Annotated in this window: 25 protein-coding genes; 14 read left to right on the forward strand and 11 right to left on the reverse strand. The window is 35.2% G+C overall.

Going from position 1 to position 25,618, the window contains the following annotated elements; translation table 11 throughout:
• Window positions 1-28: 28 nt before the first annotated feature.
• From ABXT49_RS05300 to guaB, 3 genes are all read left to right on the forward strand, one after another.
• The gene (locus ABXT49_RS05300) at window positions 29-2,776 is read left to right on the forward strand and encodes a valine--tRNA ligase (RefSeq protein WP_416650964.1); all 2,748 of its coding nucleotides are present in this window, start codon (window positions 29-31) and stop codon (window positions 2,774-2,776) included.
• An 81-nt stretch (window positions 2,777-2,857) separates the two neighbouring features.
• Window positions 2,858-3,508 (forward strand): TIGR04211 family SH3 domain-containing protein, encoded by a 651-nt coding sequence (locus ABXT49_RS05305; RefSeq protein ID WP_416650966.1) that lies wholly within the window; start codon window positions 2,858-2,860, stop codon window positions 3,506-3,508.
• A gap of 20 nt (window positions 3,509-3,528) precedes the next feature.
• Window positions 3,529-4,989, forward strand: a complete 1,461-nt coding sequence (gene guaB, locus ABXT49_RS05310; RefSeq protein ID WP_416650968.1) for an IMP dehydrogenase — start codon at window positions 3,529-3,531, stop codon at window positions 4,987-4,989.
• Window positions 4,990-4,999: 10 nt separating this feature from the next.
• On the opposite strand, the gene ABXT49_RS05315 is transcribed toward guaB, so the two are convergent.
• Genes ABXT49_RS05315 through ABXT49_RS05325 form a run of 3 tightly spaced genes read right to left on the reverse strand, consistent with a single transcriptional unit; the run spans window position 5,000 to window position 6,802 of the window.
• Entirely contained in the window at window positions 5,000-5,311 is a 312-nt protein-coding gene (locus ABXT49_RS05315) for a DUF6172 family protein (RefSeq protein WP_416650970.1), read from the reverse strand.
• A 58-nt stretch (window positions 5,312-5,369) separates the two neighbouring features.
• Window positions 5,370-6,005, reverse strand: a complete 636-nt coding sequence (locus tag ABXT49_RS05320; RefSeq protein ID WP_416650972.1) for a class I SAM-dependent DNA methyltransferase — start codon at window positions 6,003-6,005, stop codon at window positions 5,370-5,372.
• A gap of 5 nt (window positions 6,006-6,010) precedes the next feature.
• Window positions 6,011-6,802 carry a 2OG-Fe(II) oxygenase gene (locus ABXT49_RS05325; RefSeq protein WP_416650974.1) on the reverse strand — a complete coding sequence of 264 codons (792 nt, stop codon included), beginning with the start codon at window positions 6,800-6,802 and terminating at the stop codon, window positions 6,011-6,013.
• A 120-nt stretch (window positions 6,803-6,922) separates the two neighbouring features.
• On the opposite strand from ABXT49_RS05325, the gene ABXT49_RS05330 reads away from it, so the two are divergent.
• The 3 genes from ABXT49_RS05330 (at window position 6,923) to ABXT49_RS05340 (ending at window position 10,609) form a co-directional block, all read left to right on the forward strand.
• The gene (locus ABXT49_RS05330) at window positions 6,923-8,029 is read left to right on the forward strand and encodes a cupin domain-containing protein (protein WP_416650976.1); all 1,107 of its coding nucleotides are present in this window, start codon (window positions 6,923-6,925) and stop codon (window positions 8,027-8,029) included.
• A 228-nt stretch (window positions 8,030-8,257) separates the two neighbouring features.
• Window positions 8,258-10,351: a polyribonucleotide nucleotidyltransferase gene (gene pnp, locus ABXT49_RS05335; RefSeq protein ID WP_416650977.1), complete on the forward strand. Its 2,094-nt coding sequence runs from the start codon at window positions 8,258-8,260 to the stop codon at window positions 10,349-10,351.
• Between the two features lie 48 nt (window positions 10,352-10,399).
• A complete protein-coding gene (locus ABXT49_RS05340; RefSeq protein ID WP_416650979.1) occupies window positions 10,400-10,609 on the forward strand; it encodes a SlyX family protein in 210 nt (69 codons plus the stop codon).
• A gap of 78 nt (window positions 10,610-10,687) precedes the next feature.
• Here ABXT49_RS05340 and ABXT49_RS05345 read toward each other — a convergent pair whose 3' ends face one another.
• From ABXT49_RS05345 to aceE, 3 genes are read right to left on the reverse strand one after another with little or no spacing between them, the layout of a single operon-like run.
• Entirely contained in the window at window positions 10,688-11,848 is a 1,161-nt protein-coding gene (locus tag ABXT49_RS05345; protein WP_416650981.1) for an MFS transporter, read from the reverse strand.
• Between the two features lies 1 nt (window position 11,849).
• Window positions 11,850-12,206, reverse strand: a complete 357-nt coding sequence (locus ABXT49_RS05350) for a HopJ type III effector protein (protein WP_416650983.1) — start codon at window positions 12,204-12,206, stop codon at window positions 11,850-11,852.
• A gap of 6 nt (window positions 12,207-12,212) precedes the next feature.
• On the reverse strand, window positions 12,213-14,864 hold the full coding sequence (gene aceE / locus ABXT49_RS05355) for a pyruvate dehydrogenase (acetyl-transferring), homodimeric type (protein ID WP_416650985.1): 2,652 nt from the start codon (window positions 14,862-14,864) through the stop codon (window positions 12,213-12,215).
• Window positions 14,865-15,125: 261 nt separating this feature from the next.
• Between aceE and ABXT49_RS05360 the strand changes: the two genes are divergently transcribed.
• From ABXT49_RS05360 to ABXT49_RS05385, 6 genes are all read left to right on the forward strand, one after another.
• Complete coding sequence (locus ABXT49_RS05360) at window positions 15,126-16,499, forward strand: phosphomannomutase/phosphoglucomutase (RefSeq protein ID WP_416650987.1); 1,374 nt, start codon at window positions 15,126-15,128, stop codon at window positions 16,497-16,499.
• A gap of 100 nt (window positions 16,500-16,599) precedes the next feature.
• Window positions 16,600-17,715 (forward strand): dimethylsulfoniopropionate demethylase, encoded by a 1,116-nt coding sequence (locus ABXT49_RS05365; protein ID WP_416650989.1) that lies wholly within the window; start codon window positions 16,600-16,602, stop codon window positions 17,713-17,715.
• Between the two features lie 8 nt (window positions 17,716-17,723).
• Complete coding sequence (locus ABXT49_RS05370; RefSeq protein ID WP_271558650.1) at window positions 17,724-18,344, forward strand: LysE family transporter; 621 nt, start codon at window positions 17,724-17,726, stop codon at window positions 18,342-18,344.
• Between the two features lie 10 nt (window positions 18,345-18,354).
• Window positions 18,355-18,768: a VOC family protein gene (locus ABXT49_RS05375; RefSeq protein ID WP_271558649.1), complete on the forward strand. Its 414-nt coding sequence runs from the start codon at window positions 18,355-18,357 to the stop codon at window positions 18,766-18,768.
• 19 nt (window positions 18,769-18,787) lie between these two features.
• Window positions 18,788-19,417 (forward strand): LysE family translocator, encoded by a 630-nt coding sequence (locus ABXT49_RS05380; protein WP_416650991.1) that lies wholly within the window; start codon window positions 18,788-18,790, stop codon window positions 19,415-19,417.
• Between the two features lie 6 nt (window positions 19,418-19,423).
• Window positions 19,424-19,846 (forward strand): GNAT family N-acetyltransferase, encoded by a 423-nt coding sequence (locus ABXT49_RS05385; RefSeq protein ID WP_271537579.1) that lies wholly within the window; start codon window positions 19,424-19,426, stop codon window positions 19,844-19,846.
• A gap of 232 nt (window positions 19,847-20,078) precedes the next feature.
• Here ABXT49_RS05385 and ABXT49_RS05390 read toward each other — a convergent pair whose 3' ends face one another.
• The 3 genes from ABXT49_RS05390 to hpf all read right to left on the reverse strand — a co-directional run bounded on the left by ABXT49_RS05390 (window position 20,079) and on the right by hpf (window position 22,130).
• Complete coding sequence (locus tag ABXT49_RS05390; protein ID WP_271558645.1) at window positions 20,079-20,387, reverse strand: DUF2007 domain-containing protein; 309 nt, start codon at window positions 20,385-20,387, stop codon at window positions 20,079-20,081.
• A gap of 13 nt (window positions 20,388-20,400) precedes the next feature.
• Window positions 20,401-21,756, reverse strand: a complete 1,356-nt coding sequence (gene mgtE, locus ABXT49_RS05395) for a magnesium transporter (protein ID WP_416650993.1) — start codon at window positions 21,754-21,756, stop codon at window positions 20,401-20,403.
• Between the two features lie 80 nt (window positions 21,757-21,836).
• The gene (hpf, locus tag ABXT49_RS05400; RefSeq protein ID WP_271537573.1) at window positions 21,837-22,130 is read right to left on the reverse strand and encodes a ribosome hibernation-promoting factor, HPF/YfiA family; all 294 of its coding nucleotides are present in this window, start codon (window positions 22,128-22,130) and stop codon (window positions 21,837-21,839) included.
• 327 nt (window positions 22,131-22,457) lie between these two features.
• Between hpf and ABXT49_RS05405 the strand changes: the two genes are divergently transcribed.
• On the forward strand, window positions 22,458-23,621 hold the full coding sequence (locus tag ABXT49_RS05405) for an aspartate aminotransferase family protein (protein WP_416650995.1): 1,164 nt from the start codon (window positions 22,458-22,460) through the stop codon (window positions 23,619-23,621).
• Window positions 23,622-23,629: 8 nt separating this feature from the next.
• The gene (gene argF / locus ABXT49_RS05410) at window positions 23,630-24,532 is read left to right on the forward strand and encodes an ornithine carbamoyltransferase (protein WP_416650997.1); all 903 of its coding nucleotides are present in this window, start codon (window positions 23,630-23,632) and stop codon (window positions 24,530-24,532) included.
• Here the strand turns inward: argF and ABXT49_RS05415 are convergent.
• Together ABXT49_RS05415 and ABXT49_RS05420 are read right to left on the reverse strand one after the other, a co-directional pair.
• Window positions 24,529-25,221, reverse strand: coding sequence for an epoxyqueuosine reductase QueH (locus tag ABXT49_RS05415; protein WP_416650999.1), 693 nt, complete (start codon window positions 25,219-25,221; stop codon window positions 24,529-24,531). The genes argF and ABXT49_RS05415 overlap by 4 nt on opposite strands.
• Window positions 25,209-25,616, reverse strand: a complete 408-nt coding sequence (locus ABXT49_RS05420; protein ID WP_416651001.1) for a hypothetical protein — start codon at window positions 25,614-25,616, stop codon at window positions 25,209-25,211. The genes ABXT49_RS05415 and ABXT49_RS05420 overlap by 13 nt, the downstream gene beginning before the upstream one ends.
• Between the last annotated feature and the right edge of the window lie 2 nt (window positions 25,617-25,618).

Raw genomic sequence — 25,618 nt, forward strand, 5'->3', positions numbered from 1 at the left:
TTTAAGTTATATCTGACTCTTCGCCTTCATGGAAAAAACATACAACCCAGAGCTAATCGAACAAAAATATCGCGATTTATGGGAACAAGGCGACCTCTTCTCTTCAAAAGCAAATTCTGCAAGTAAAGATTCATACAGCATCGTTCTACCTCCTCCAAATGTAACTGGTAGCCTTCATATGGGCCATGCTTTTCAGCACACAATTATGGATGTTTACACTCGATATAATCGAAGCAAAGGCAAACAAACCCTGTGGCAACCTGGCACAGATCATGCAGGCATTGCAACTCAAATGGTAGTCGAACGACAGCTTGGACTTGAGAATACTTCTAGGCACGACCTAGGCCGTGAGAAATTTACTGAAAAAATCTGGGACTGGAAGTCTAAATCTGGCGGCACTATAACTTCCCAAATGAGGCGTTTAGGTGCTTCAGTTGACTGGGAGCGAGAACGTTTCACAATGGATGAACCTCTATCTAAGGCAGTTCAAAAAGTATTTATTGACCTTTATAATGAAGGCCTAATCTACAGAGGGAAAAGACTAGTTAACTGGGATCCTGTTCTTTTAACTGCAGTATCTGATTTGGAAGTCATCAGTACTGAGGAGCAAGGTTTTTTATGGCATATCAGATATCAAGTTGCAAAATCAGATGAAGTCCTAGTTGTTGCTACAACAAGACCAGAGACCATGTTTGGAGACACAGCGGTTGCAATACATCCAGAAGATGCTCGATACCAGCATCTTATTGGAAAATTTATAAGCCTTCCTCTTTCTGACAGAAAAATCCCAATTATTGCAGACGACTATGTGGATATGGAATTTGGAACAGGGTGTGTAAAAATTACCCCTGCCCATGATTTTAATGACTATGAAATTGGACAAAGACATAGCCTTGAAATTATCAATATATTAACTGATGAAGCCAGCATAAACATTAACGCTCCTGATAAATATCAAGGGCTTGACCGTTTTGATGCACGCAAAGAGGTTGTTAAAGACCTTGAAAGTCAAAATTTAATTGAAAAGATTGATCCGCACACTCTTATGGTTCCAAGGGGTGACAGAACTAATAGCATTATTGAGCCCTACATGACAGACCAATGGTTTGTCAAAGTTAAGCCTTTAGCAGGGCCTGCTATAGATGCTGTAAAAAACGGTGACATTCGATTTGTTCCTGAAAATTGGAATAAGACTTATTTTAACTGGATGGATAATATTGAAGATTGGTGTATTTCCCGTCAAATTTGGTGGGGACACCGGATACCTGCTTGGTATGACAAGGAAGGAAAGTTCTATGTTGCAAACAACCTAGAAGAAGCTCAAGCCCAGGCTGGAGTTGGAGTTGATTTAGAGCAAGATGAAGATGTTTTAGATACTTGGTTCTCTTCTGCATTATGGCCTTTTTCTACTCTAGGATGGCCAGAAAAAACCCCTGAATTATCTCGCTTCTATCCAACTAGCGTTCTTGTTACTGGCTTTGATATCATATTTTTCTGGGTAGCTCGTATGATTATGTTTGGGCTAAAATTTGCTAAAGACGTGCCTTTTAAAGATATTTATATTACCGGTCTTATTAAGGACGGCAATGGCCAAAAAATGAGCAAATCAAAGGGAAATGTATTAGATCCTATTGATTTGATTGATGGCATTTCACTTAATGATCTTCTTGAGAAAAGAACTCAAGGAATGATGCAACCAAAATTAGCTGAAAAAATTCAAAAACAAACTAAAAAAGAGTTTCCTGATGGGATTCCCGCCTTTGGAACTGATGCAATACGTTTTACCTTTGCTGCTCTAGCATCATTTGGTCGAGATATTAAATTTGATCTAAAAAGGGTTGAAGGCTATCGAAATTTTTGCAATAAACTTTGGAATGCTTCACGCTTTGTCCTGATAAATCTTGAATCTAAATCAATTAATGTTAATGCTGTGTTGTCTAACCAAGATAAATGGATACTATCCAGGCTTCAGCACACAAAAATTGAAGTTGAAAAACATTTGGCTGATTATCGATTAGATTTGATGAGTCAAACTCTATATGAATTTGTTTGGCATGACTATTGTGACTGGTACTTAGAATTCTCAAAACCATTACTAGAAAATAGTAAGACAAAACAAGGCTGTGAAGCGACTCTTTTGAAAGTTCTATCAGAAACTTTAATCTTACTGCACCCAGTCATCCCTTTTATAACAGAAGAAATTTTTGAACAATCTCAAAAGCTTCACACTAGCTCTGATGAAAAACTTATTTCGCAGGCTTTTCCTGAACCTGAAAAGGCTCTTTTTAATAATGAAGCAGAATCTGAGGTTGAGTGGCTGAAAGAATTTATTTTAGGTATTAGAAAAATCAGAGGCGAAATGAATATTTCTCCTGGAAGGCCTTTGCAATGCTTTATCAAGAGTTTTAATTCCAAAGACAAAGATTACATTCAAAATAATAAATCAATCATCTTTACCCTTGCTAAATTAGACAGTATTGAACTAATAGAGGCGAATAGAGAAGAGCCTGAGTCTGCAATTACACTAGTTGGAGAAATGAAAATTTTAATTCCTTTAGAGGGTCTTATCGACAAAGATGCTGAAAAAGATAGGCTTAATAAAGAAATTGATAAATTAATAAAACTTAAAGCTCAATTCTCAGGAAAACTAAATAACAAGAAATTTATAATTGGTGCCCCTGAAGCTGTAGTTAAAAAAGAACAAGATAAACTTGTTACTGTTGACAAGGCATTACAAGACATGGAGTCGCAACTTGAAAAAATTTCTTTACTATGAAATACAGTGTAATTCATTGAAAAATCATGGAAAAAACATTTTAAAAAATTTCAGCAAGATAGAATACTGATAAAATCAAATATGACTAAATATATATCAACAATTTTGATCTTCATTCTTCTAACTTTTAAAGTTAGTGCAGAATCTTTTGTTTATATTACTGACAAACTAGATATTCCAATACGAGCGGATCAAAACTTTGGTGAAAATATAATTCGCCTACTTCCATCTGGAACCGAACTTTCTTTATTACAAAGTACTGAAGATGGCTGGGCTCAAGTTCAGTTTGATGAAACTATTGGTTGGATTAAATCTTTTTATATATCAAACGAACCTCCTGCTCGTGAAGAACTTAAAAAACTTACTAGAACTTATAACGCTAATAAGCTATTAATTTCCAAACTTAGTAGTGAAAAAGAATTGTTAGAGGGTGAACTTTTTACTTTAAAACAAGAAAATTCAGACTTAGTTATTCAGAGCTCAAAATCGATGGCTGAAAAGGATCATATCGAACAAATTTATCAAGATGCCTTAAAACTAGAGCATGAAAATGAGAAACATATTCAAGAAAAACTTCAACTAAAAACAGAGCTTCAATTAGCTCAAAATAACACTCAAATTCAAAAAGACACTAGCTCTAGAAATTGGTTTATAGTTGGTGCAATAGTACTTTTCTTTGGGATGATAATTGGTTTTATCATCCCTGGCCTTCTTAATAGAAGACGGTACTAAAAAAAAATTAGGAGAACTAAATGAAAGAATTAAAAAAAGCACTCACCTTTGATGACATATTACTAGTTCCTGCTCACTCTAAAGTTCTTCCAAAAGAAGTTGACTTAACATCAAAGCTTACCAATCTAATAACGTTGAATACACCTATAATCTCGGCTGCAATGGATACAGTTACTGAAGGTAAACTTGCTATTGCAATGGCTCAAGAAGGTGGTATGGGAGTGATTCATAAAAATATGTCTATTGAAGCGCAAGCTAGAGAAGTAAGAAAAGTAAAACGTTTTGAGTCAGGAATCATTAGAGATCCTATTAGTATTGATCCATCTGCTAGCATTAAAGATGTTTTTGCTCTTCAAGCTCAGCATGGTATTTCAGCATTACCAGTTGTCTCAAATAACATCTTAGTTGGCCTCATTACCAGTCGTGATGTTTTATTTGAAACTCGTCTTGATGAGATTGTTGAAAATGTAATGACTCCTCAGAAATCACTTATTACTGTTACAGAAGGCACCTCTATGGAAACTGTCCGTAAGCTTCTTCAAAAACACCGCATTGAGAGAGTTTTAGTTACTGATAAAAAATTTAAATTAGGTGGGATGATTACCGTTAGTGATATAAAGAAAACTAGTGACTTTCCAAAAGCTGCAAAGGATGATTTAGAGAGACTTATTGTTGCAGCAGCAGTTGGTGTTGGAAAAGGAACAGGAAATCGTATTAGTGCGCTCGTTAAGGCTGGTGTTGATGTAATAGTTATTGATACGGCTCATGGTCATTCACAAGGCGTAATCGATCGCGTCATTAAGACAAAAAAAGACTTTCCTAATTTAGAAATTATTGCTGGAAACATTGCAACTGCAGAAGCAGCTTTAGATCTTGTTAAAGCAGGCGCTAACAGTGTAAAAGTTGGAATTGGACCAGGAAGTATTTGCACAACTAGAATTGTTGCAGGCGTTGGAGTGCCTCAAATTAGCGCAATTTCTGATATTGCTGATGCCCTTAAAGGAACCAATGTCACAGTAATTGCTGATGGAGGTGTTCGCTTCTCTGGTGATGCAGCTAAGGCCTTTGCTGCTGGTGCTCACTGCGTTATGCTTGGCTCTATGCTTGCTGGAACCGAAGAGTCACCTGGAGAGGTTGAACTATTTCAAGGAAGATCTTATAAAGCATATAGGGGCATGGGCTCAATTGGTGCGATGGGTCAAGCTCATGGCTCGTCAGATCGATACTTTCAAGCCGAACTTGCAGCTGAAAAACTAGTTCCCGAAGGTATAGAAGGAAGAGTCCCTTTCAAAGGGTCTATAAGGCCTATTATTCATCAGATGGTTGGAGGCATAAGATCATCTATGGGCTATACTGGCTGTAAAAACCTTGAAGCCATGAGAACAAAGGTTCAATTCGTTCAAGTTACTGCTGCAGGTATGACAGAATCTCATGTTCACGATGTTTCAATTACTAAGGAAGCGCCAAACTACCATCAATAGAGTAAAAATTTTATTCTTCGTCTAAAGGCTTAAGCTTAGCGAAATTTTTCTTGTAGCCTGGTTTAGCAAGAATCTCCAAATAAAATGATTTCAAGCTCTCTGCTTCTACCTCACTGATGCACTTGCTTATTTCAGAAAATAAAATAACCTCAGCCTTATCTGCTGAAGGGCCAAACTTGCAATCAAAATTCCAGCAATCAAAATCATCAGGAAGTGATTTCCTATTCTCTCTCTTTAAGTATTTTTTAATGTCACGTCGAGCTGCCTCAATAAGTCTAGCTGGTTTAATTTTAGGGTGAACCAATTTAAATGTCTTTTTCATTACTGAATTACTAAAATGTTTAAAAAGAATGTATTTTAATTAAATAAGTTCATAGCAGTTAAGTTACTTTAACAACACAGTAAATACCTTTAACATTTTTTTTAACCATATAGTCATGCTTCTTAATATCTAAAATCTCCCAAATATTTTCAGATTCTAAATGCTTAATTGCAATATCAAAACCATACGATTCATAAACATCTTCATTAATTGTGAAGCAAATTATTCCTTTAGCTTTAACAATTCTTACCAATTCAGAAAACCTTTCTGGACCAACATGTCCATGAGTAAAGACTCCAACACAAAGAGCTGCATCATAACTATTAGAATCGATAGGGAGTGATTTATTTAAATTACCGAGAAAAAGAGAGATGTACCCCCTGCCTTGAGCAATATCAATCATTTCTTGAGAAATATCAATTCCATCAAAATTTGAAAAACCAAGGTTTTGAAGCTCTAGCCCAACTAGCCCAGTACCACAACCAACATCTATTATCTTAAGTTTACAATCTTTGATATGCTCATGAAAAATTTGGACAGCATTAGGTTGTGATACTGTGCCTAATAAATCATCGTTATCCTTATCATAAAGGAGAGCCCAGTCTTTATAGACCCCTAAAAGTTCGTCTTCATTTTTACTTTTAGAGAGATCTAAATTATCATAATGCTTCAATCCTTTTTGATTAGTAGTCATAATACTTAATGTAATTTACCAAAAAATGTCATTCTTGCAGACTCTGAAAGTTTCACATCAGGCTCAGAATTGTAAGCTAAAACTGACAAAACTCTTGTCAAGTCACCCTCTGTCGGAGTTACACGATGAATAGCATTTTTACCCCGAAATAAAACGAGTGAACCATTTTCCATTTTTAATTTTTTAGGAAAGCATTTGTTATCTAATAACTGCAAAACTTGATCATAATTATTTTCATTATTAGAAGAGTTTCTAAAATCACGAATATACTCAAATCTCCCTCCAGATTTAGGCTTTTGTATTAACAATGTAATCGCAAAAGAAGAGTTATCAAAGTGCCAACCTAGCTCCTGTCCTTCTTTAGCATAATGAATATTTATTGAAGATAATTCGTCATCATATTTATACAATGCTTCTTCGCTTAAAACTTCACAAAGAAACTCTTTAAAACTTTTCGAATTATAAAGAAACCTTAAATAAGAGTCACTTGGAACTTGATTATCTGTGATACATCCTTTCGAAGATATCACGGTTTTATTTCTTGGATGACTGTCTTGAAAACTAGGATCTGAAGGCTCTAAATAAACATTATGTTTGTTGACACAGTAATAAGCCAAATCTTCCTGTTTATTGGCCTCTTTAAGAATTTTTTTGATTGTATCCTTTAAAAGAAAATCTGTAAGAACAAGCACCCCTTCATTATCTAATTTTCTTTTACACTCAACCCTATAATTAGAGCTATTAATTGGATGCTTATCCATATTAATAATAGCTGATAATTTATTTTTATTTATCATCACACACTAAGTATTTAATTTTCATTATAAAAATAATTATATATACAACCAATAAAGATAATTTATTGTATTCAAGCTTTATGTTAATAGATAATTAATCAATAATTTAAAAGGAACATAATGATTCATTTCGGCCAAATTTCTAAAAAACAGTTTCTAGAAGAGTATTGGCAAAAAAAACCACTTCTAATTAAAAACGCCCTTCCAAACTATATAAGCCCTCTATCTCCTGATGAAATTGCAGGGCTTTCTTGTGAAGAAGAATTTGAATCTAGAATTGTGACTGGATCAATTTCAATGAATAAATGGGACGTAGAAGAAGGGCCGTTTGATGAAAAAATCTTTGAGCAACTTCCAAATAACAAGTGGACTCTTTTAGTTCAAGGTGTTGACAGATACATAAGTGGAGCTTATCAGATTATTAGTGAGTTTGATTTTATTCCAAGGTGGCGCTTTGATGACGTAATGATATCTTTTGCAGCATTAGGTGGAAGCGTTGGACCTCATTACGACCATTATGATGTATTTTTACTTCAAGGGCTTGGAAGGCGGCAATGGACAATAAGTACAACTGATTGCAATCTTGAAAATTACTTAAAAGATACCCCACTTCGAATAATGAAAAATTTTATTAAAGAAACAACTTGGGAGGCTGAACCTGGAGACATCGTCTACATACCTCCTAAAGTGGCTCATCATGGTATAAGTCTTGATGATGAATGTATAACGCTCTCGATTGGCTACAGATCATACTTAAATAATGAAATGCTGAGTTCACTTGAATTACCTAAAAATAAGATTGATGCCTATCTTAAAGACCCAGAATGGGAAGTGAATATGAATCCAGCTGAAATTACTCAATCAGTAATTGAGCAATCGAGAAGATTTTTAAAAATTAATACGCTGCCTGAAGACTTCTTTGGGTGCTTTGTAACCAAGCTCGATCCTGAGGATGAAAAAAAATTTAATGAAATCAGAGCCTACTATGCTCAAGAAGAGATAGAAGAACTAGGTTTGTATCAGCTACATCCAATATGCAGAATAGCATACCAATTTATCAATCAAGAATTGAGAGTATTCATTAATGGTGAAGTCTTTAATTGTAGAGATATAGACGAAGACTTAGTCGTTAGTTTTTCCAATACAAGAAAACTTCAATTAAGCAATAAAAATAGGGCTCTAGCAGAGCGATTAGTATCATTATCTCTCATCGAAAAATCTACATAAAACTAATCAAAAATTTTAAATTTAGTTTTCATTATTAAAAGCTTCCATAGCATTAATCCTCAATGAGAACAGGCAAATTTAGTACATTTGAGAAAAAAAATTAGGGGATAATTCAACTGTTTTATGGATTTTGGTAAGTTTTATCTCAAGCGTACCTATTGGGTATGTTTTAAATAAAGCTTATTACGTTAAACCATAAATCATTTTTTATTTTATTGGAGTAACGCAATGGACATGAATATAGTTCAAAAAAGTTTTACGTTTGGCAATAGTCAAATCACATTTGAAACAGGAAGAATTGCACGGCAATCTCATGGAGCTGTTTTAGCTAGCATGGATGATACACAAGTACTAGTTAGCGTTGTGGGAGCAAAAGAAGCCAAACCAGGCCAATCTTTTTTCCCATTATCAGTAGATTATATTGAAAAGACTTATGCGGCAGGAAAAATCCCTGGCGGCTTTCTTAAAAGAGAAGGACGTCCAAGTGAAAAAGAGACATTAACTTCTCGCTTAATTGACCGCCCTATTCGTCCATTATTTCCAAATGGCTACATGAATGAAGTTCAAGTTATGATTCAGGTTATTTCTGCAAATAAAAATGTAGATCCTGATATTTTAGCAATGCTTGGAACTTCTGCAGCATTGGCAATTGCCGGTGTTCCTTTTAAAGGGCCCATTGGTGCAGCTCGCGTTGGCTACAAAGATGGAAGCTACATTATTAACCCAACATACACTGAACTTAAAACTTCAGAGCTTGATATGGTTGTTGCTGGAACCAAAGATGCTGTATTAATGGTTGAATCTGAGGCAAGTGAGCTTTCAGAGGACGTAATGCTTGCAGCTGTTATGTTTGCACATGAGCAGTTTCAAGTAGTTATTGATAGTGTTGCTGAATTTGCAAAAGAGGTAGGAGTGTCTCCTCGCGAATGGGAAGCACCAGCTGAGGATGAATCTCTAATGTCTTCTATTAAATCTAAATTCGAAAGTAAAATTTCTGAAGCTTATCAGACTGTTGACAAGATGGAGCGTTATGAAAAAATGGGTGAGATTAAAGACGCTGCCCTTGAAGAGTTTATTAGTGATGCTGATGATTCACCAAGCTCTGATGACGTTAAAAACTATATTAAAAAAATTGAAAAATCAACTGTTAGAGAGCGTATTTTAAAAGGTGAGCCAAGGATCGATGGAAGAGATAGTTCAACGGTTCGCGAGCTAGCAATTGAAACAGGTGTATTAGAAAATACCCATGGTTCAGCACTTTTTACGCGTGGTGAAACTCAAGCCCTTGTTGTTACAACTCTAGGATCAAAAAGAGATGGACAACTTATTGAAAAGCTTGAATCAAATGACCGAATTGAAGATCACTTCATGCTTCATTACAACTTCCCTCCTTACTGTGTTGGTGAGACAGGTCGTGTAATGGGCGTTAAACGTCGTGAAATTGGCCATGGTCGATTGGCACGCAGAGGAATAGCAGCTTGTCTTCCAAGTATTGAAGAATTTCCATACACTATCCGCATTGTTTCAGAAATAACTGAATCTAATGGCTCTAGTTCTATGGCAAGTGTCTGTGGCTCTTCACTTTCACTTATGGATGCAGGTGTTCCAATTAAAGCTCCAGTTGCTGGAATTGCTATGGGTCTTGTTAAGGATGAAGATCGTTTTACAGTCTTAACTGACATTCTTGGTGATGAAGATCACCTTGGCGATATGGACTTTAAAGTTGCTGGAACATCAAAAGGAATAAATGCACTTCAAATGGATATCAAAATTGATGGCATCACTGAAGATATTATGTCAATTGCACTTAAGCAAGCTAAAGAAGCAAGACTTAATATTCTTGGACAAATGAACCAAGTTATTTCTGAGCCTAATGCTGCATCAAAAAATGCTCCTAAAACTAAAGTTATCAAAATCCCTACTGATAAGATTCGTGATGTAATTGGTAAAGGTGGCGAGACTATTAGAGGCATTGTTGCCCAATCGGGCGCTAGCGTTGATGTTGATGATGAAGGAAATGTTAATGTTTTTGCAAATGATACTGAAAGCTTTGAAAAAGCAGTTCAGATGGTTAAAGATGTCACTGCAGTTCCTGAATTAAACAAAGTGTATATGGGCAAGGTAGCAAAAATAGTCGAATTTGGCGCTTTTGTTACAATCATGCCTAATCAGGATGGGCTTCTTCATGTATCTGAAATTGCACATGAAAGAGTTGAAAAAGTTGAAGATCACCTTAAAGAAGGTCAAGAAATTGAAGTAAAAGTTCTTGGGATAGACCGAGGAAGAATTAAACTTTCTAGAAAGGCTTTAATTGATAAGTAATTAAATAAAGCCACCGAAAGGTGGCTTTTTTATTGAATATAATAAATTATGTCAGATAATAAACTAGTAGAACTAGAAGAAAAAATATCATATCTTCAAAATATGCTCGATGAACTTAATATGGTTATTTTCCGTCAAGGTGAAAAAATTGAAAAACTCACTAATCAAATTAAAGAAACTAATGAAAAGATAATTAATCAATCTGAATCACAGCCTGAACAATCTGAAGTGACTGATGATAAGCCACCACATTATTAACTTGGATTAAATTACCTTAAAAGAGAGAATTTTAGAGTTTATTAAGGGAGAATATGAAAGCAATGAGTTTTCTAGATACTAAACAATAGCCTGATTTCGCCTCATCATGATTATAAGGGCTAAACCATTAAGCCCCCATACCAAGCTTAAGAGATACATATTAAAGGTCAATCCAATATATTCAGCTAAATAACCAACCAATGCTGGTCCAAAAATAAAGCCAGCAAATCCCATAGTTATAAGATTAGCAACAGTTAAAGATATAGGCTCATCTGTCAGCCTGATAGCTTGCCTAAGAATAATTGCTATAAAGTTAGCTGTTCCAAAACCGAATAGTATCATTCCAAAAATAATTACATAAAAATTTGACGTCAATATTGATAAGAAAAGTATTATGCCTGCAATAATACTTAAATAACCACCAACTAATTTTTCGCTATATTTATTAATCATTTTTGAGGCGATTAGTCTTGCAGAAATCTCACCAACATTAAAGGCCACTATAACCGCTCCTCCTAAGAAAAGAGGTACTAATAAATCTTTTGTTAACCATAAAGCAGACCAATCAAGAATTATGCCCATGGTTGCATAATTCATCATCATTAAAAAGCCAAAAATTAGTATTGATTTTTTTGGAAATTTAAATCTTGGTGTTTTCTTTAAATCTTCAAATGTTTTTGAGAGTCCAAACTTAAATACTATTAGTGCTCCTAAAACAAGCATTGATCCAGATATAGAAAAAATTAAACTTACACTTTCAATGTACTTGATTGTAAAGAATGCAGTAATAGCTCCCACTAATGAGCCAAAGCTAAATGCTGCGTGGTATAAAGGCGTAATGACTCTAGAAGTCTTTTCTTCAATCATTGATATTTGTGACTGCGCAGAAGGACTAAAAAAACCTACAAAAAAACCAAATGGCACAAAAGCCAATAAAAACCAGAAGTAATTTGGTGATAGTATTAATAGTAATGGAAGGTACGAAATACCAAGTAAACCAATTGTAATGGCATTTTTAGTTCCAATTTTTGGAACAATTAATCTCCCTGATGTTTGGTTACCTATTAAATTTGCAATACCGAAAACCAGAAGGCCAATACCAATTTCCGCCTCAGTTATTTGAAGCCTTTCAGCGTTCCAAGGAATATAAACAAAATATAATCCAATCTGAAAGAGTACTAAGAAGGCGCTAAGAAAGACAGTATAAATACCATTATTATATTTAGCACTCTCAGTCATATCACCGCTCAAATTCCTTCTTGGGCTTAAGTGCACTTTGATTGATTAAAATCCCCTTCCAGCCATTACTAACGAATCTGCGAATATTTAAATGGGAATTATGATTTTCTGACTCATCAATAACAGATTGATAATGTTCACCAAAACATCTTAACGTATCTGATTCAGAAAGAGAATGCATCAAGCCAAAACAGAAAACCTTTGCAGAGCCTTGATTTTCTTCTTTCGAGTTAACAAGATCACTATTTGTAAAAGCGACATTTAAAAACTCATATTCTTGATCAATGAGATTAGTAAAATCAGAAAAATTCATCTTAACTCCTGACCTAAGTTGCTCGAGATACTCGTTGGTATTCATCGTTTTTTATGTATACATTGGGTTTGACTTATTAACATCAATATTAAGTTTTTTAATAGCACTTTTAATTATTTTTGAATCCAGCAAGCCATCATCAACAAGCGCCTTTAATGTTACAAAAACAATATAATTTGCATTCACCTCAAAAAAGTATCTAAGTTCTTTACGAGAATCTGACCTACCAAATCCATCTGTACCTAATACCTCATAATGAAGAGGTATATGCTTACGAACCTGCTCTGCATAATTTCTCATATAGTCTGTAGCAGCAATTACTGGGCCAGAAGATTTGCTTAAGCACTGAGTTATATATGGAACCTTCTTATTTTTACTTGTACTAAATAAATTTTCACGGTCAATTTTTTGAGCCTCTCTTGTAATCTCATTAAAACTAGTAACACTCCAAACATGAGACATAACACCCCAGTCTTTTGCGAGCATATCAGCTGCTTTTTCAACTTCTCTAAGAATAGCACCACTTCCTAATAATTGAACTTCAATTTTGGATTTTCCTACTACTTTTAAGGGATACATTCCCTTAATAATTCCTTCTTCAGCGCCTTTAGGAATAGCAGGATGAATATAGTTCTCATTCATAAGTGTTATGTAATAAAAAACACTTTCCATATTCTCATACATTCGGCGCATGCCTTCACGCAGAATAACTGCTAATTCATACGCATAAGTTGGATCGTAGGAAACACAATTTGGGATAGTATTAGCAACAATCAATGAATCCCCATCTTGATGCTGAAGACCTTCACCAGCAAGTGTCGTTCTTCCAGCAGTACCACCCATCAAAAAACCCTTGGCTTGCATATCTCCAGCAGCCCACGCAAGATCACCAACCCTTTGAAAACCAAACTTTGAATAATAAATATAAAAAGGAATCATTGTGACATTATGAGAAGCATAGGATGTTGCAGCAGCAATCCAGTCAGAAATTGCTCCAGCTTCATTGATTCCTTCTTGAAGCACCTGGCCTTTAATATCTTCTTTATACCACATAACTTTATCAGAGTCTTCTGGCTCATAGAGCTGACCAGAAGAAGAGTAAATACCCATTTGTCTGAAAAGACCCTCCATTCCAAAAGTCCTAGCCTCATCAGGAACAATGGGAACAACTCTTGGACCAATCTCTTTATCTCGTATTAATAGTGATAGGAAGCGCACAAATGCCATTGTGCTTGATATTTCCTTTTCATCAGTAGATTTTAGTAGAGGGTCAAAAACGTTTAATTCTGGTATTTTAAACGACTCCAGTTCAAAACTTCTAACTGGTAGATATCCGCCCAAAGCTTCACGCCTCTCTCTAAGATATTTAAGCTCTTCACTATCTTCAGCAGGCTTATAAAAATTAAGCTCTTCTGCATCTTTTTTAGTAACAGGAATATCAAATCTCTGAGCAACACGAACTAGTGCATCAACACCTAATTTCTTCTGGCTGTGGGTAGTGTTTTGTCCTTCACCAGCCTCTCCCATTCCGTAGCCTTTGACTGTTTTTGCCAAAATAACTGTAGGCTGCCCCTTATGCTCCTTAGCTGACTTGTAAGCTTGAAAAACCTTATTTGGATCGTGACCACCACGAGTAAGCCCAAAAATTTCGTCATCAGACATATGCTCAACAAGCTTAAGAGTTTCAGGATACTTTCCAAAAAAATGCTTACGAACATAAGCACCATCTTTTGCTTTATAGGCCTGATATTCTCCATCAACAACTTCTTCCATTCTTTGCCTTAAAAGGCCAGAAGTATCATTGGCAATTAATTTATCCCAACCCCTACCCCAAATAACTTTAATTACATTCCAGCCAGCGCCTCGAAACATTCCTTCAAGCTCTTGAATGATCTTACCATTTCCTCGAACAGGTCCGTCTAAACGCTGAAGATTACAATTAATAACAAAAATAAGATTATCCAGCTTTTCTCTACCTGCCAAAGATATGGCACCAAGAGACTCAGGCTCATCTGTTTCACCATCTCCTATGTAGGCCCAAACGGTTCTTTTATCGGTTTTAATAATTTCTCGATGCTGAAGATATTTCATAAAACGCGCTTGAAATATCGCCATTATTGGCCCTAGCCCCATAGATACCGTAGGAAATTGCCAAAAATTTGGCATTAACCATGGATGAGGATAGGATGATAATCCTTCTTGATTAGCCTCCTGCCTAAAGTTAAGCATTTGCTTTTCAGTAATTCTTCCCTCTAGAAAGGCTCTTGAATATATACCAGGTGCAATATGGCCTTGGAAAAATATTAGGTCTGCTCCCTGATCTAAATTTCCACCTCTATAGAAATGATTAAAACCAACTTCATATAGTGTGGCGCTAGATGCAAATGATGCAATATGGCCACCAAGTTCAGAAGAGACTTGATTTGCTTTAACGACCATGATCATTGCATTCCATCGTATGATCGATTTAATTCGATGTTCAATATCATGCTTAACAACAAGTTCAGTTTCTTTTTCTACTGGAATTGAATTTAAATAAGCTGTATTAACACCCTGTGGCAATCTCATACCATCTTCATGGGCCATATCCATTAATTTTTGCAAGATATACTTAGCTCTATCTTGCCCTTCAACCCTGGCAACAGATCTAAAAGCTTCTAACCATTCAATAGTTTCTTGCGGATCAATATCTTTTTGAGACATAAAATTTAATTTAATTTAATTCAATAGAAAAGGTTTGAAATTCAACTTTCGTGGTTATTATCCCTAAAAAGTTAACTCAAAATCACCTTAATAAGGTGCAGTTTAAGCTTAGAGAAAAGTCTTTATAAATATTGAGAAAAGAGCGATTAGCTAGCATTATCAATAAACCTTTTTATTTTGTTCCCTTGGAAATCTTCTATCGATTTCTAAAATAAAAATTTGTTAAAATAGCTGCATCTTTAATTTTTAAAAAATATTTTAATGAATATTCCAACTTCAATCTTCAAAGCCTACGATATAAGAGGTATTGTTGAAACTGAACTAACACCAGAAATTGTCAAATTGATTGGCAAGGCTGTTGGTAGTGAATCTATTGAAAAAGGTGAAAGAGGTGTTGTTGTAGGAAGAGATGGGCGCTTAACGGGACCAGAATTATCAGATGCATTGATTTCAGGCCTCCTTGAGAGTGGCTGTCACGTGGTGAATATAGGTATGGTTCCATCTCCAGTTGTGTATTTTGCAACTTATACTAAAGGAGCAACATCAGGCGTTATGATTACTGGGTCGCACAACCCTGCAGAATATAATGGATTAAAAATTATGGTCGCAGGTGAAACTCTTTCAGCTGAAAGAATTCAAGACCTACTTAAAAGAATTAATGAGAACAATTTTTCTTCTGGCTCTGGAACCTCAACTTCTATAAATATCGATCAAAATTATATAGACACGATTAAGTCAGATATCAAAATTGAGAAAGATCTCAAAATTGTAATTGATTGTGGCAATGGTGTAGCAGGTAACATTGCTCCCCAATTGTTTGAAGCATTAGGCGTTAAAGTCACCAAACTCTTTTGTTTAGTTGATGGTAGGTTTCCAAACCACCATCCAGATCCCTCTAAACCCGAAAATTTACAAGATTTAATCCAAGAGGTTAAAGATACTAATTCTGACTTAGGTCTTGCTTTTGATGGAGATGGAGATAGACTAGGATTGGTTGACAACAGAGGTCAAATTATTTGGGCTGATCAGCAAATGATGCTTTATTCTAAGGATGTATTAAGTAGAAATAAAGGTGCAAAAATTATTTTTGATGTGAAGTGCTCTTCACTTCTGCCTAAATTTATTTCTGAAAATGGGGGTGAGCCAATTATGTCCAGAACGGGTCATAGCTTCATTAAACAAAAACTTAAAGAAACTAAAGCAGAGTTAGCAGGAGAGATGTCAGGGCATATTTTCTTTAAGGAGCGCTGGTATGGCTTTGATGATGCTCTTTATACTGGAGCAAGGCTATTAGAAATTATCTCTAAGAGCAATAAGTCATGTTTTGAAATTTTTGATGAAATGCCAGTAAACCTTAGCACCCCTGAAATTAATATTAACTTTGAGAAGCATGGTCAACAGTTTGAAGCAATGAATAAATTATCAGCGGACATTAATTTTCCAAATGCTACTATTAATACTATTGATGGCGTTAGAGTCGACTATGAAAATTGTTGGGGGCTTGTCAGGGCTTCCAATACAACTCCTTGCTTAGTTTTACGTTTTGAAGCTAATGACAATAAATCGCTAAATGAAATAAAGACAAAGTTTGCTGAATGGCTTAAATCGAATGGTATTTCTGCAGATTCTTTATAGTTGAAAAATTTAAAAAATAAGGTATAAAATACACTTTTTTATCTTTGCAAGACAACATTCTTTTAAAAAGTAATAATACTTAAAACTTGGAGCAACCCCAATGGATGGACATGTCAACTTTACCCTTTCAGACCGCTTAAGAAAATCCCCATATTACGAGGCTACTCTTAAAGCAGGAGCTAAAACTTTCACGTTATACAATCATATGATTATGCCCACTTCTTATGAAGGTGCAGAGGCTGACTACTGGAATTTAATGAATAACGTCACGATGTGGGATGTTGCAGCTGAGAGGCAAGTTGAAATAATTGGTGGTGATGCGTATAAGTTTGTTGAATATATTACTTCTAGAGATCTCTCAAAACTCCAAATTGGTCAAGGAAAATATGCCCTTATTACTGATGAAAATGGTGGAATTATAAATGATCCAATAATATTAAAATTGGCTGAAAATCATTTTTGGCTTTCGATTGCTGATAGTGATGTTTTACTATGGACTCGTGGACTTGTCTGTGGACTTGGCTGGGATGTTCAGATTAGTGAGCCAGATGTATCTCCCCTTGCTATCCAAGGACCTAACCACTTACCATTAATGATTGATTTGTTTGGTGACTGGGTTAAAGATATCAAGTATTTCTTTTTTAAAGAAGTTGAGTTAGAAGGCATTCCTCTCATTGTCCAAAAATCAGGGTGGAGTAAGCAAGGTGGTTTTGAGCTCTATCTTCGTGATGGCTCTCAAGGTCAAAAACTCTGGGATATTATTGCTAATGCTGGAAAAAAATATGACATAAAGCCTGGAACACCAAATAACATTGAAAGAGTTGAGTCGGGTCTGTTTTCATGGGGCAATGACATGGATATAAATAGTAACCCCCTGGAGCTTCCTTTAGCTAATTTTTGTCAGCTCGATAAAGAAGCTGATTACTTAAGTAGAAATGCACTCCATAAAATACGCTCTGAAGGCATCACTAAAAAACTAGTTGGCCTTGTTGTTGAGGGTGATGCATTTATTGGTGGCTGTGCTAGCCCATGGCAAGTTAAAAGTGGCAACAAAATATGTGGAAAGGTTACTAGCGCTGCATATTCACCAAGACTAAAAATTAATATGGCTATGGCCACTCTTGACAAAGGCTTCAATGATATAGACTCAGAAGTAGAAGTAGAAACGCCTTGGGGCAAAAGACTAGGGAAGGTTTCACCAATTCCCTTTAACTAAATGAACTTATGGAATTAACTGTCTGGCTTGGGCTATTAGCATCTGCACTTTTTATTAGTATATCCCCTGGCCCTGGAGCAATTTTTTCAATTAGTCAGGGCACTCAATATGGCTTGAAGAGATCTATAATTTCAGTAATTGGCCTGCAACTTGGATTAATGAGTCAAATTATATTTCTGTTGCTGGGACTAGGAGTATTAATTGATCAGTTTCCAAGTATTTTTTCAATAATTAAAATGCTGGGAATGCTTTACTTAATTGCGCTAGGAATTATGCAATGGCTTAAAAAAATTGAACAGATATCTACTTCTAAAGCCTACCTAGAGAAAGCTTTTAACCCTTTGAGTTCTCTTCTAAAGGGTTTTTTTGTGAACATAACAAACATCAAAGGCACCGTTTTTTTTCTTGCATTAATACCACTTTTTGTCGATTTAACTGCCCTTAAAATTTCTACTTGTTTAATTTTAACTGCAACATTAATTAGTGTTGATTTAATTGTAATGATTGGCTACGTCATGCTTGCTGAAATATCAAAATCATTTCTGTCAGACCCAAAAAAAATATTATGGCAAAATAGAGTTACTGGTTCCACATTAATTCTTATTGGTTTAATAATGGGTACGTCTTAACTAGATTTTTATGAGTGTCTTTCATTTAGCATATACAGTGACTGATCTAGAGTCTACAAGAAGATTCTATGGGAGTCTTTTAGGGTGTCTTGAGGGAAGAAGCTCAGAAACCTGGGTAGATTTCAATTTTTTTGGAAACCAACTCTCGCTTCATGTTGGTGAGGTAATAAAAAGTAGTAATTCTAGCTCAAGCGTAGAAGGTGTTTCAGTTCCTATGCCTCACTTTGGTTGTGTACTAGATTGGGATACCTTTTATAATTTAGCCCATAAGCTGCAATCAAAATCTGTTAAATTTATTATTACTCCTAATGTGAGGTTTTTAGGCCAACCTGGTGAGCAGGCAACAATGTTTTTTGAGGACTATTCAGGTAACTCTATCGAACTCAAAGCCTACAAAAATTTAACAGAAGTGTTTAGCAAATAACTACGCCAAAGGTTTATAAATGTTAGAAGTATTGAGTATTGAGACAATAATAACTTTTATTACTGCATCTGTAGTTCTAAGCCTAGTTCCTGGGCCTGACAATCTATTTGTTATGAGTAATTCAGCTTTAAAGGGATGGAAAATTGGACTCTATACTACACTTGGTCTTTGCACAGGGCTCATAGGACACACAATCTTAGTTGCGATTGGTGTAAGTGTTGTTTTTCAAACAAGTGCAATTGCCTTCAATGGACTGAAAATTATTGGCGCTTTTTACCTTGTGTATCTTGCATGGCTCTCGATTCAAAATAAAGAGTTAAACTTAGGGAAAGCCTCCCAAAATAGTTCAAATAAATCATACTATTTAACGGGTGTTGTTATGAACTTAACCAACCCAAAAGTAGCAATCTTTTTTTTGGTCTTTTTGCCTCAGTTTGTAAATTCCAATAATAATGTCTCATCTCAGATATTTCTCCTTGGATTACTCTTCATTTTTAGTGCATTTTTTGTTTTCACATCAATTGCCTATTTATCTAGCTTCCTTGAAGGAACTTTAAAAAAATCAAAAACTATAAATAAAAATCTTAACCTTGTTGCAGCTTTAATATATATTGCTCTAGCGGTTAATCTTTTTTTTGTTCACTTATAGGTCATTATGAAAAATATTTCTGCAATTACAACTAGCTATAAATCTAATCATAAAGAAATATGTGAAGTCAGATTTAAAGTTTTCGTTGATGAGCAAAATGTCCCTGAAGAGCTTGAAATAGATGGGCTTGATGATGACGCTACTCATATACTCATATTATTAGATGACAAGGCAATAGGAACAGGAAGAATTTTGTCTGATGGGCATATAGGAAGGGTCGCTGTTTTAAAACAATTTCGAGGCAAGGGTGTTGGTAAATTAATTATGAAAATGCTCATTGAGTGGGCTCAAGAAAATCAATTAAAAAGCTTATGGCTTTCGTCTCAGTGGCATGCTCGTGGATTTTATATTGATCTTAGCTTTACTTGTACTGGTGAAAAGTATGAAGAGGCTGGCATTGATCATATAAAAATGACAAGAAAGCTTTAGTTTTGAGGGTTTTCATGCTTCAGTTTTCACCAAATACTGCGTTATTACTCACCAAAATAATCATTGTCTCTGCCATCATTGAAGTCTCTAGATAGAAACCTTCCAAGCCTAATAATAGACCAGAAAAAAGCAAAGTACCCAATTAGTTTTATAACTAAATAGATATCCTTAGAAAAAAACCAATAATTGTTACAATTAATGAAAGTAAGATAAGTTTTTTCATAAGAACAGTTTATTGAAAGTTGTCTCTGCCACACTTCCAGCAAAAATCAAAAGTTTGATCATTGATCTCATTACAATCCCCACACTTCCAAGTAATTAAGCTTATTTCAGTGTCAATTGACTCAATAACTTTTTTAGCCTCTTCTAGCTCACTATCTTTTAAAAGCCAGACCTCAGGCCAAGTATCGAAGGGGGCTAAACCACCAGATGCACTCGATGCAAACTCGTTATTAAGAACGACCTCATAACCGTTATTAATTAAAACATTTTTAACATTCATCACCATTATTCGATTTTCATTCGTATACAAGAGTTTCATTTCAGTACAAAAATCAGATAAATAAAGCTGCTAACCCAAGGAAGGCTACAAACCCAATGACATCAGTAATAGTTGTGAGAATAACTCCTCCAGCCAAAGCAGGATCTATCTTTAACTTAGTAAGTGCCAAAGGTAAAAATGCACCAGAAAAAGCAGCAACAAGTAAATTGGTAATTATTGCAAGGGCTATGACTAAGCTCAGCAGTAAGTCAAAAAACCAGTAGTAAGTAATTAGGCCAATAACGACAGACCAAATTATGCCATTGAGGCCACTTACTGCAACTTCTTTGTTTATTAAAGTTTTGATGTTAGCTGAGGTTACCCTTCCCGTTGCAATTCCTCGAGTAACTATTATCAGCGTTTGAGTACCTGCAATACCGCCCATACTAGCAACTACTGGCATTAATATTGCTAAAGCAATTTTTTGCTGCAAGGTGGCTTCAAAAAGACCAATAAAGTAGACCGCAATAAATGCCGTTATTAAATTAACTCCTAGCCAGACACTGCGGCGCTTTGAGCTTTGGAAAATAGGGGCAAAGACATCCTCATCCTCATCCAAACCAACCATGGACATCACAGAATGTTCAGCCTGATCACGAATTACATCAACCACATCATCAATTGTAATTCGCCCAACTAACTGATTATTCTCATCAATCACGGGAGCTGAAATTAAATTTCTTTGTTCAAATAGTATAGCTACTTCAGATTCATCAGTATCAGCATTAATTGGTTTTGAAGCCTCACTATTGGTCAATGAAGATACCACTTGCTCTGGCTCTTCAGTTAGCAAGGTAGTAACAAGTAAGGAGCCTAAATAATTAAAGTCTCTATCAACAACAAAAATTTGGTCAGTGTCTACTGGCATCTCTTTCAATAGCCTTAAATATCTTATTACAGCTCTTATTGTGACATCAGGTCTGACAGTTATAAAGTCAGTATTCATTAATCCACCAGCAGAGTCTTCAGGGTAGCTCAGAATTTTGTTAAGGCGCTCTCGATGTTTAAAATCGAGTGTCAATAAAAGGCTATGAACAGCAGACTCAGGTAGGTTTGGGACAATATCTGCCAAGTCATCCGTATCTAATTTTTCAGTAGCCTTAACAAGATCATCTACCGACATTTCGCCAATTAACTGGGACTGGACATCTTCATTAACCTCTTTTAAAACTTCGCCTTGAATTGAAATTTCAATCCCAGGCCAAATAACTGCTCTATCTTTTGGTTGAATGGCTTCTAAAAGTCTTGCTATTTCTCCAGGATGAAGTTCTTTGATTTGATATTTTGCCTCACCATGATTTGATGCTTCTAATGAAATCATTAAATTTTGAAGGCTTACTTCGAAATTAGTAAGTTCAACTTCAGCCATATTTATAATCCAATGGTTTAGACTGCATAACAAGCTTAACTTGTTATGCAGTTATTACATCGTATTATAATTTATATAAGCTAAGCTCTGTGGTTATGTAGTTTTTCTTTATGCTTGATTATTTGAGAATCAAGCTTATTGATTAGTTGATCAATAGAAACATACATATCGCTACTTTGGGCTTTTGCAAATAAATCAGCCCCACTAACATGAATAGTTGCTTCGGCTTTTTGAAGATCTTTTTGCACTTCTAAAATCATATTAACATTCATAACATTATCAAAGTGATGCTTTATTTTTGTGAGTTTATCACTCGTATGTTGCCTGATAGAAGATGTAATATCAAGATGATGACCAGAAAGGTTAAGTTGCATTTTTACTCCTTAGATTAATGAAATAAAATTGTATTTCTTGCAACCATATTGTGTCATAAATTGATCATACTATTGAACTTTTTTATCTTTTTTATTGAGCAAATTACAGAAAGTATGAGTGAAGAAATTAGGATATAATAAATCTTTTTAGTTTTACTGAATATTGAAATGTTATCTGAATCACGCCGAATAAATCCTTATATTTCTCGAAGATCTTGTCTTCACGTTTATTTATTAATGGTGGCTATTTTGCCTTAATCTGGCAAATAACTTAGATTCAAAAGCCCCATTATGGGGCTTTTTTTATTTATTTACTGGAATTTTTTTATGTCAAACTTAATGTCTAACTATTACCCACTCGAGGTTACCTTTGTAAAAGGGAGTGGCTGTTGGCTAACTGATACATCTGGATATGAATATCTTGATGCACTTTCAGGTATTGGCGTAGTGAACCTTGGTCACTCTCATCCAGCAATTACAAAGAGTATAGTCAATCAGTCAAAAAAACTACTTCACACCTCAAATGTTTACCGCATTGCAAACCAAGAAAAACTGGCAACACGCCTATGTCACCTTGCTAATATGGACAAAGCCTTCTTTTCAAACTCTGGAGCTGAAGCGAATGAAGCTGCCATTAAAATTGCTAGGCTGTATGCACGCTCTAAAGATATTCATAATCCAATTGTTTTAACTGCAAATAAAGGTTTTCATGGCAGAACAATGGCAACTCTTTCTGCAACAGGTCAAAGCAAAGTTCAAGAGGGTTTTTCACCACTAATGAGTGAGTTTGTTCATGTTGACTTTGATGACATTGATGCTATTAATAAATACAGTAAAAATAAAGATGTGGTTGCAGTCATGCTTGAACCTGTTCAAGGAGAGGCTGGAGTTATAATTCCTCAATCAGATTACCTTAATAAAGTAAAAATACTTTGTGAACAAAATGAATGGCTCTATATTCTTGATGAAGTTCAGGCAGGAATGGGAAGAACAGGAAGGCTTTTTGCTCATCAGCACAACAAAATTACTCCTGATATTCTCTGCCTTGCTAAAGGCCTAGGTAACGGCGTTCCAATTGGAGCTTGCCTCGCCAAAGGTAAAGCCGCTGAGATGCTAACTCCAGGAACTCATGGCTCAACCTTTGGAGGGAACCCACTAGTAACGGGCGTAGCTTTAAGTGTTCTTGACGTCTTTGAGAGTGACTTAATTCTTGATAACGTAATGAAAATGAGCCAATATTTTGAGTCAGAATTTAAGTCGAAAATAATGAATTTTAATGTAGTAAAGGAGTTAAGAATCAAAGGACTGATGATTGGTATTGGACTTGATGAAAATATTATTGATTGCAGCAAACTTACTCAAAAAGCTCTAGAAGACAAGCTATTAATAAACATCACTGGTAATTCTATTAGAATGTTGCCACCACTAATAATATCTAAAAAAGAAATTGATATCTTGATCAAAAAGATTATAAAACTAATTATTATTTAGGAATAACTATGCCCAATCATTTCATCGACTTTGACCAATTCTCTCAAAATGATTTACAAGGAATTATAAATCGAGCTATCTTGCTTAAAAAAGAGCATAAGTCTGGACTTATAAATGAAACCCTTAAAAACAAAACTTTAGCAATGATTTTTGATAAATCCTCTACCCGAACTAGAGTTTCATTTGAAGCGGGGATGACGCAGCTTGGTGGTCAGTCACTTTTTCTCTCTGAAAAAGATATACAACTAGGAAGAGGAGAACCAATTACTGACAGCGCTATAGTTATTAGCTCTATGGTTGATGCAATAATGCTAAGAATGTCCTCACATGAAGATATAGTTGAGTTTTCAAAGCATTCTAGTAAACCAGTTATTAACGCTCTTTCAGATGAATCTCATCCTTGCCAAATACTTGCTGACTTAATGACTTATCAAGAACATAGAGGCTCAATCAAAGGTAAAAAAATTGCATGGATTGGTGATGGCTGCAATGTTTGTCAAACATATATGCAAGCTGCAGCAATATTTGACTTTAGTCTTTCGATTGCAACTCCACCTGGTTATGGGCCATCTGATAATTTTATTGAAAAATATAAAACAAATATCGGTTATTTTGCAAATCCTAGTGATGCTTGCAGAGGTGCCGACATTGTTGTTACAGATGTTTGGACTAGTATGGGACAAGAATTAGAAATAAAACAGAGAGAAGCAGCGTTTAAGGGCTTTCAAGTTGATCAAAAATTGATGGGTTGGGCTAAAGATGATGCAATATTTATGCACTGCCTTCCAGCCTATAGAGGCAAAGAGGTAAGTGCAGAGGTGATTGGTGGAGAACAAAGTGTTGTATGGAGTGAAGCTGAAAATCGACTACATGTTCAGAAATCACTATTACTGTATCTGATTAAAGACTAATCTAGTTGAGATAGTTTTAATTTAGCTTCTTGATAAAACTTAACACCTCTTTCAATCTTTTTTCGGCCCTTTGAGATTCTCCAATTATTAGTATCTCTAAGGGAATAGACGCATCCACAGTACTCCTGCTGATAAAAGTTTTCTTTTTTAGATAACTCAAGCATCCTAGAAGATCCTCCTTGTTTACGCCAATTAAAATCCCAATAGGGAACATTGTGTGGTTCAGAAGATCTGGCACCTGAGTCATTAATTTGTTTCATATCTTTCCAGCGAGAAATTCCAAGTGTTGAAGAAATAATATCAAAATTATTTTCAGAAGCATATTTAGCTGTTTTTTGAAACCTCATATCAAAACAAGTAGAACACCTCTCTCCCCTTTCTGGCTCATTCTCTTGACCTTTTGTTCTCGAAAACCACTCATCTCGATCATAATCTGCATCAATAATTGGCATCCCAAGTTTTTTTGCAAAGCGAATATTTTCTTCTTTTCTAAGCTCATACTCCTCAAAAGGATGAATATTTGGATTATAGAAAAAAATTGTTGTCTCAATTTCTGATGCGGCCAAAGCCTCCATAATCTCACCAGCACAAGGGGCACAGCATGAGTGCATTAATAGTCTTTTTTCACCATTAGGAGTCTCTAGCTTGGGTCTCTTATATGAGTTAAGCGAATAGTCTATTTGAGACATTGTTTAACCTTTTTTAAAATCTCCCAAGATTCACGCTTAAGAGTTGGATTCTTTAAAATATCTCTTGGGTGATGCATTAAAAAAAGAGCTGACTTATTTGACTCATAAGAAGAGCCCATTAATATTACAACCTCTGATGGATTATTTTTTATGTACTCATCAATAAGGTTTTTTTCAAGTGACACAAGCTGAGCATTCTTAATACTGAAACTGATAGATTCAAGCATTTTCATTAACAGGTTTTGACTGTCGCCTTTTGAGCAAAATGAGTCTTGAGCTCCTACTTCAACAATTAAAAGCTTTATAGGCTGCTCAGGAGATTTGTTTAACTCAATTTTTGAATAGAGAAAATCTGGAATTCCTAAAGCTTCAAGATATTTATTTCTTAACTGCATAA

Origin of the sequence: Candidatus Pseudothioglobus sp. Uisw_086 (genome assembly GCF_048085745.1) — a bacterium.
Taxonomy (GTDB): domain Bacteria; phylum Pseudomonadota; class Gammaproteobacteria; order PS1; family Pseudothioglobaceae; genus Pseudothioglobus.

Coding starts and splice junctions, on each gene's coding strand:
- ABXT49_RS05300 (WP_416650964.1), top strand. CDS start 29: ATGGAAAAAACATACAACCCAGAGCTAATCGAACAAAAATATCGCGAT.
- ABXT49_RS05305 (WP_416650966.1), top strand. CDS start 2,858: ATGACTAAATATATATCAACAATTTTGATCTTCATTCTTCTAACTTTT.
- guaB (WP_416650968.1), top strand. CDS start 3,529: ATGAAAGAATTAAAAAAAGCACTCACCTTTGATGACATATTACTAGTT.
- ABXT49_RS05315 (WP_416650970.1), bottom strand. CDS start 5,311: ATGAAAAAGACATTTAAATTGGTTCACCCTAAAATTAAACCAGCTAGA.
- ABXT49_RS05320 (WP_416650972.1), bottom strand. CDS start 6,005: ATGACTACTAATCAAAAAGGATTGAAGCATTATGATAATTTAGATCTC.
- ABXT49_RS05325 (WP_416650974.1), bottom strand. CDS start 6,802: ATGATAAATAAAAATAAATTATCAGCTATTATTAATATGGATAAGCAT.
- ABXT49_RS05330 (WP_416650976.1), top strand. CDS start 6,923: ATGATTCATTTCGGCCAAATTTCTAAAAAACAGTTTCTAGAAGAGTAT.
- pnp (WP_416650977.1), top strand. CDS start 8,258: ATGGACATGAATATAGTTCAAAAAAGTTTTACGTTTGGCAATAGTCAA.
- ABXT49_RS05340 (WP_416650979.1), top strand. CDS start 10,400: ATGTCAGATAATAAACTAGTAGAACTAGAAGAAAAAATATCATATCTT.
- ABXT49_RS05345 (WP_416650981.1), bottom strand. CDS start 11,848: ATGACTGAGAGTGCTAAATATAATAATGGTATTTATACTGTCTTTCTT.
- ABXT49_RS05350 (WP_416650983.1), bottom strand. CDS start 12,206: ATGAATACCAACGAGTATCTCGAGCAACTTAGGTCAGGAGTTAAGATG.
- aceE (WP_416650985.1), bottom strand. CDS start 14,864: ATGTCTCAAAAAGATATTGATCCGCAAGAAACTATTGAATGGTTAGAA.
- ABXT49_RS05360 (WP_416650987.1), top strand. CDS start 15,126: ATGAATATTCCAACTTCAATCTTCAAAGCCTACGATATAAGAGGTATT.
- ABXT49_RS05365 (WP_416650989.1), top strand. CDS start 16,600: ATGGATGGACATGTCAACTTTACCCTTTCAGACCGCTTAAGAAAATCC.
- ABXT49_RS05370 (WP_271558650.1), top strand. CDS start 17,724: ATGGAATTAACTGTCTGGCTTGGGCTATTAGCATCTGCACTTTTTATT.
- ABXT49_RS05375 (WP_271558649.1), top strand. CDS start 18,355: ATGAGTGTCTTTCATTTAGCATATACAGTGACTGATCTAGAGTCTACA.
- ABXT49_RS05380 (WP_416650991.1), top strand. CDS start 18,788: ATGTTAGAAGTATTGAGTATTGAGACAATAATAACTTTTATTACTGCA.
- ABXT49_RS05385 (WP_271537579.1), top strand. CDS start 19,424: ATGAAAAATATTTCTGCAATTACAACTAGCTATAAATCTAATCATAAA.
- ABXT49_RS05390 (WP_271558645.1), bottom strand. CDS start 20,387: ATGAAACTCTTGTATACGAATGAAAATCGAATAATGGTGATGAATGTT.
- mgtE (WP_416650993.1), bottom strand. CDS start 21,756: ATGGCTGAAGTTGAACTTACTAATTTCGAAGTAAGCCTTCAAAATTTA.
- hpf (WP_271537573.1), bottom strand. CDS start 22,130: ATGCAACTTAACCTTTCTGGTCATCATCTTGATATTACATCTTCTATC.
- ABXT49_RS05405 (WP_416650995.1), top strand. CDS start 22,458: ATGTCAAACTTAATGTCTAACTATTACCCACTCGAGGTTACCTTTGTA.
- argF (WP_416650997.1), top strand. CDS start 23,630: ATGCCCAATCATTTCATCGACTTTGACCAATTCTCTCAAAATGATTTA.
- ABXT49_RS05415 (WP_416650999.1), bottom strand. CDS start 25,221: ATGTCTCAAATAGACTATTCGCTTAACTCATATAAGAGACCCAAGCTA.
- ABXT49_RS05420 (WP_416651001.1), bottom strand. CDS start 25,616: ATGCAGTTAAGAAATAAATATCTTGAAGCTTTAGGAATTCCAGATTTT.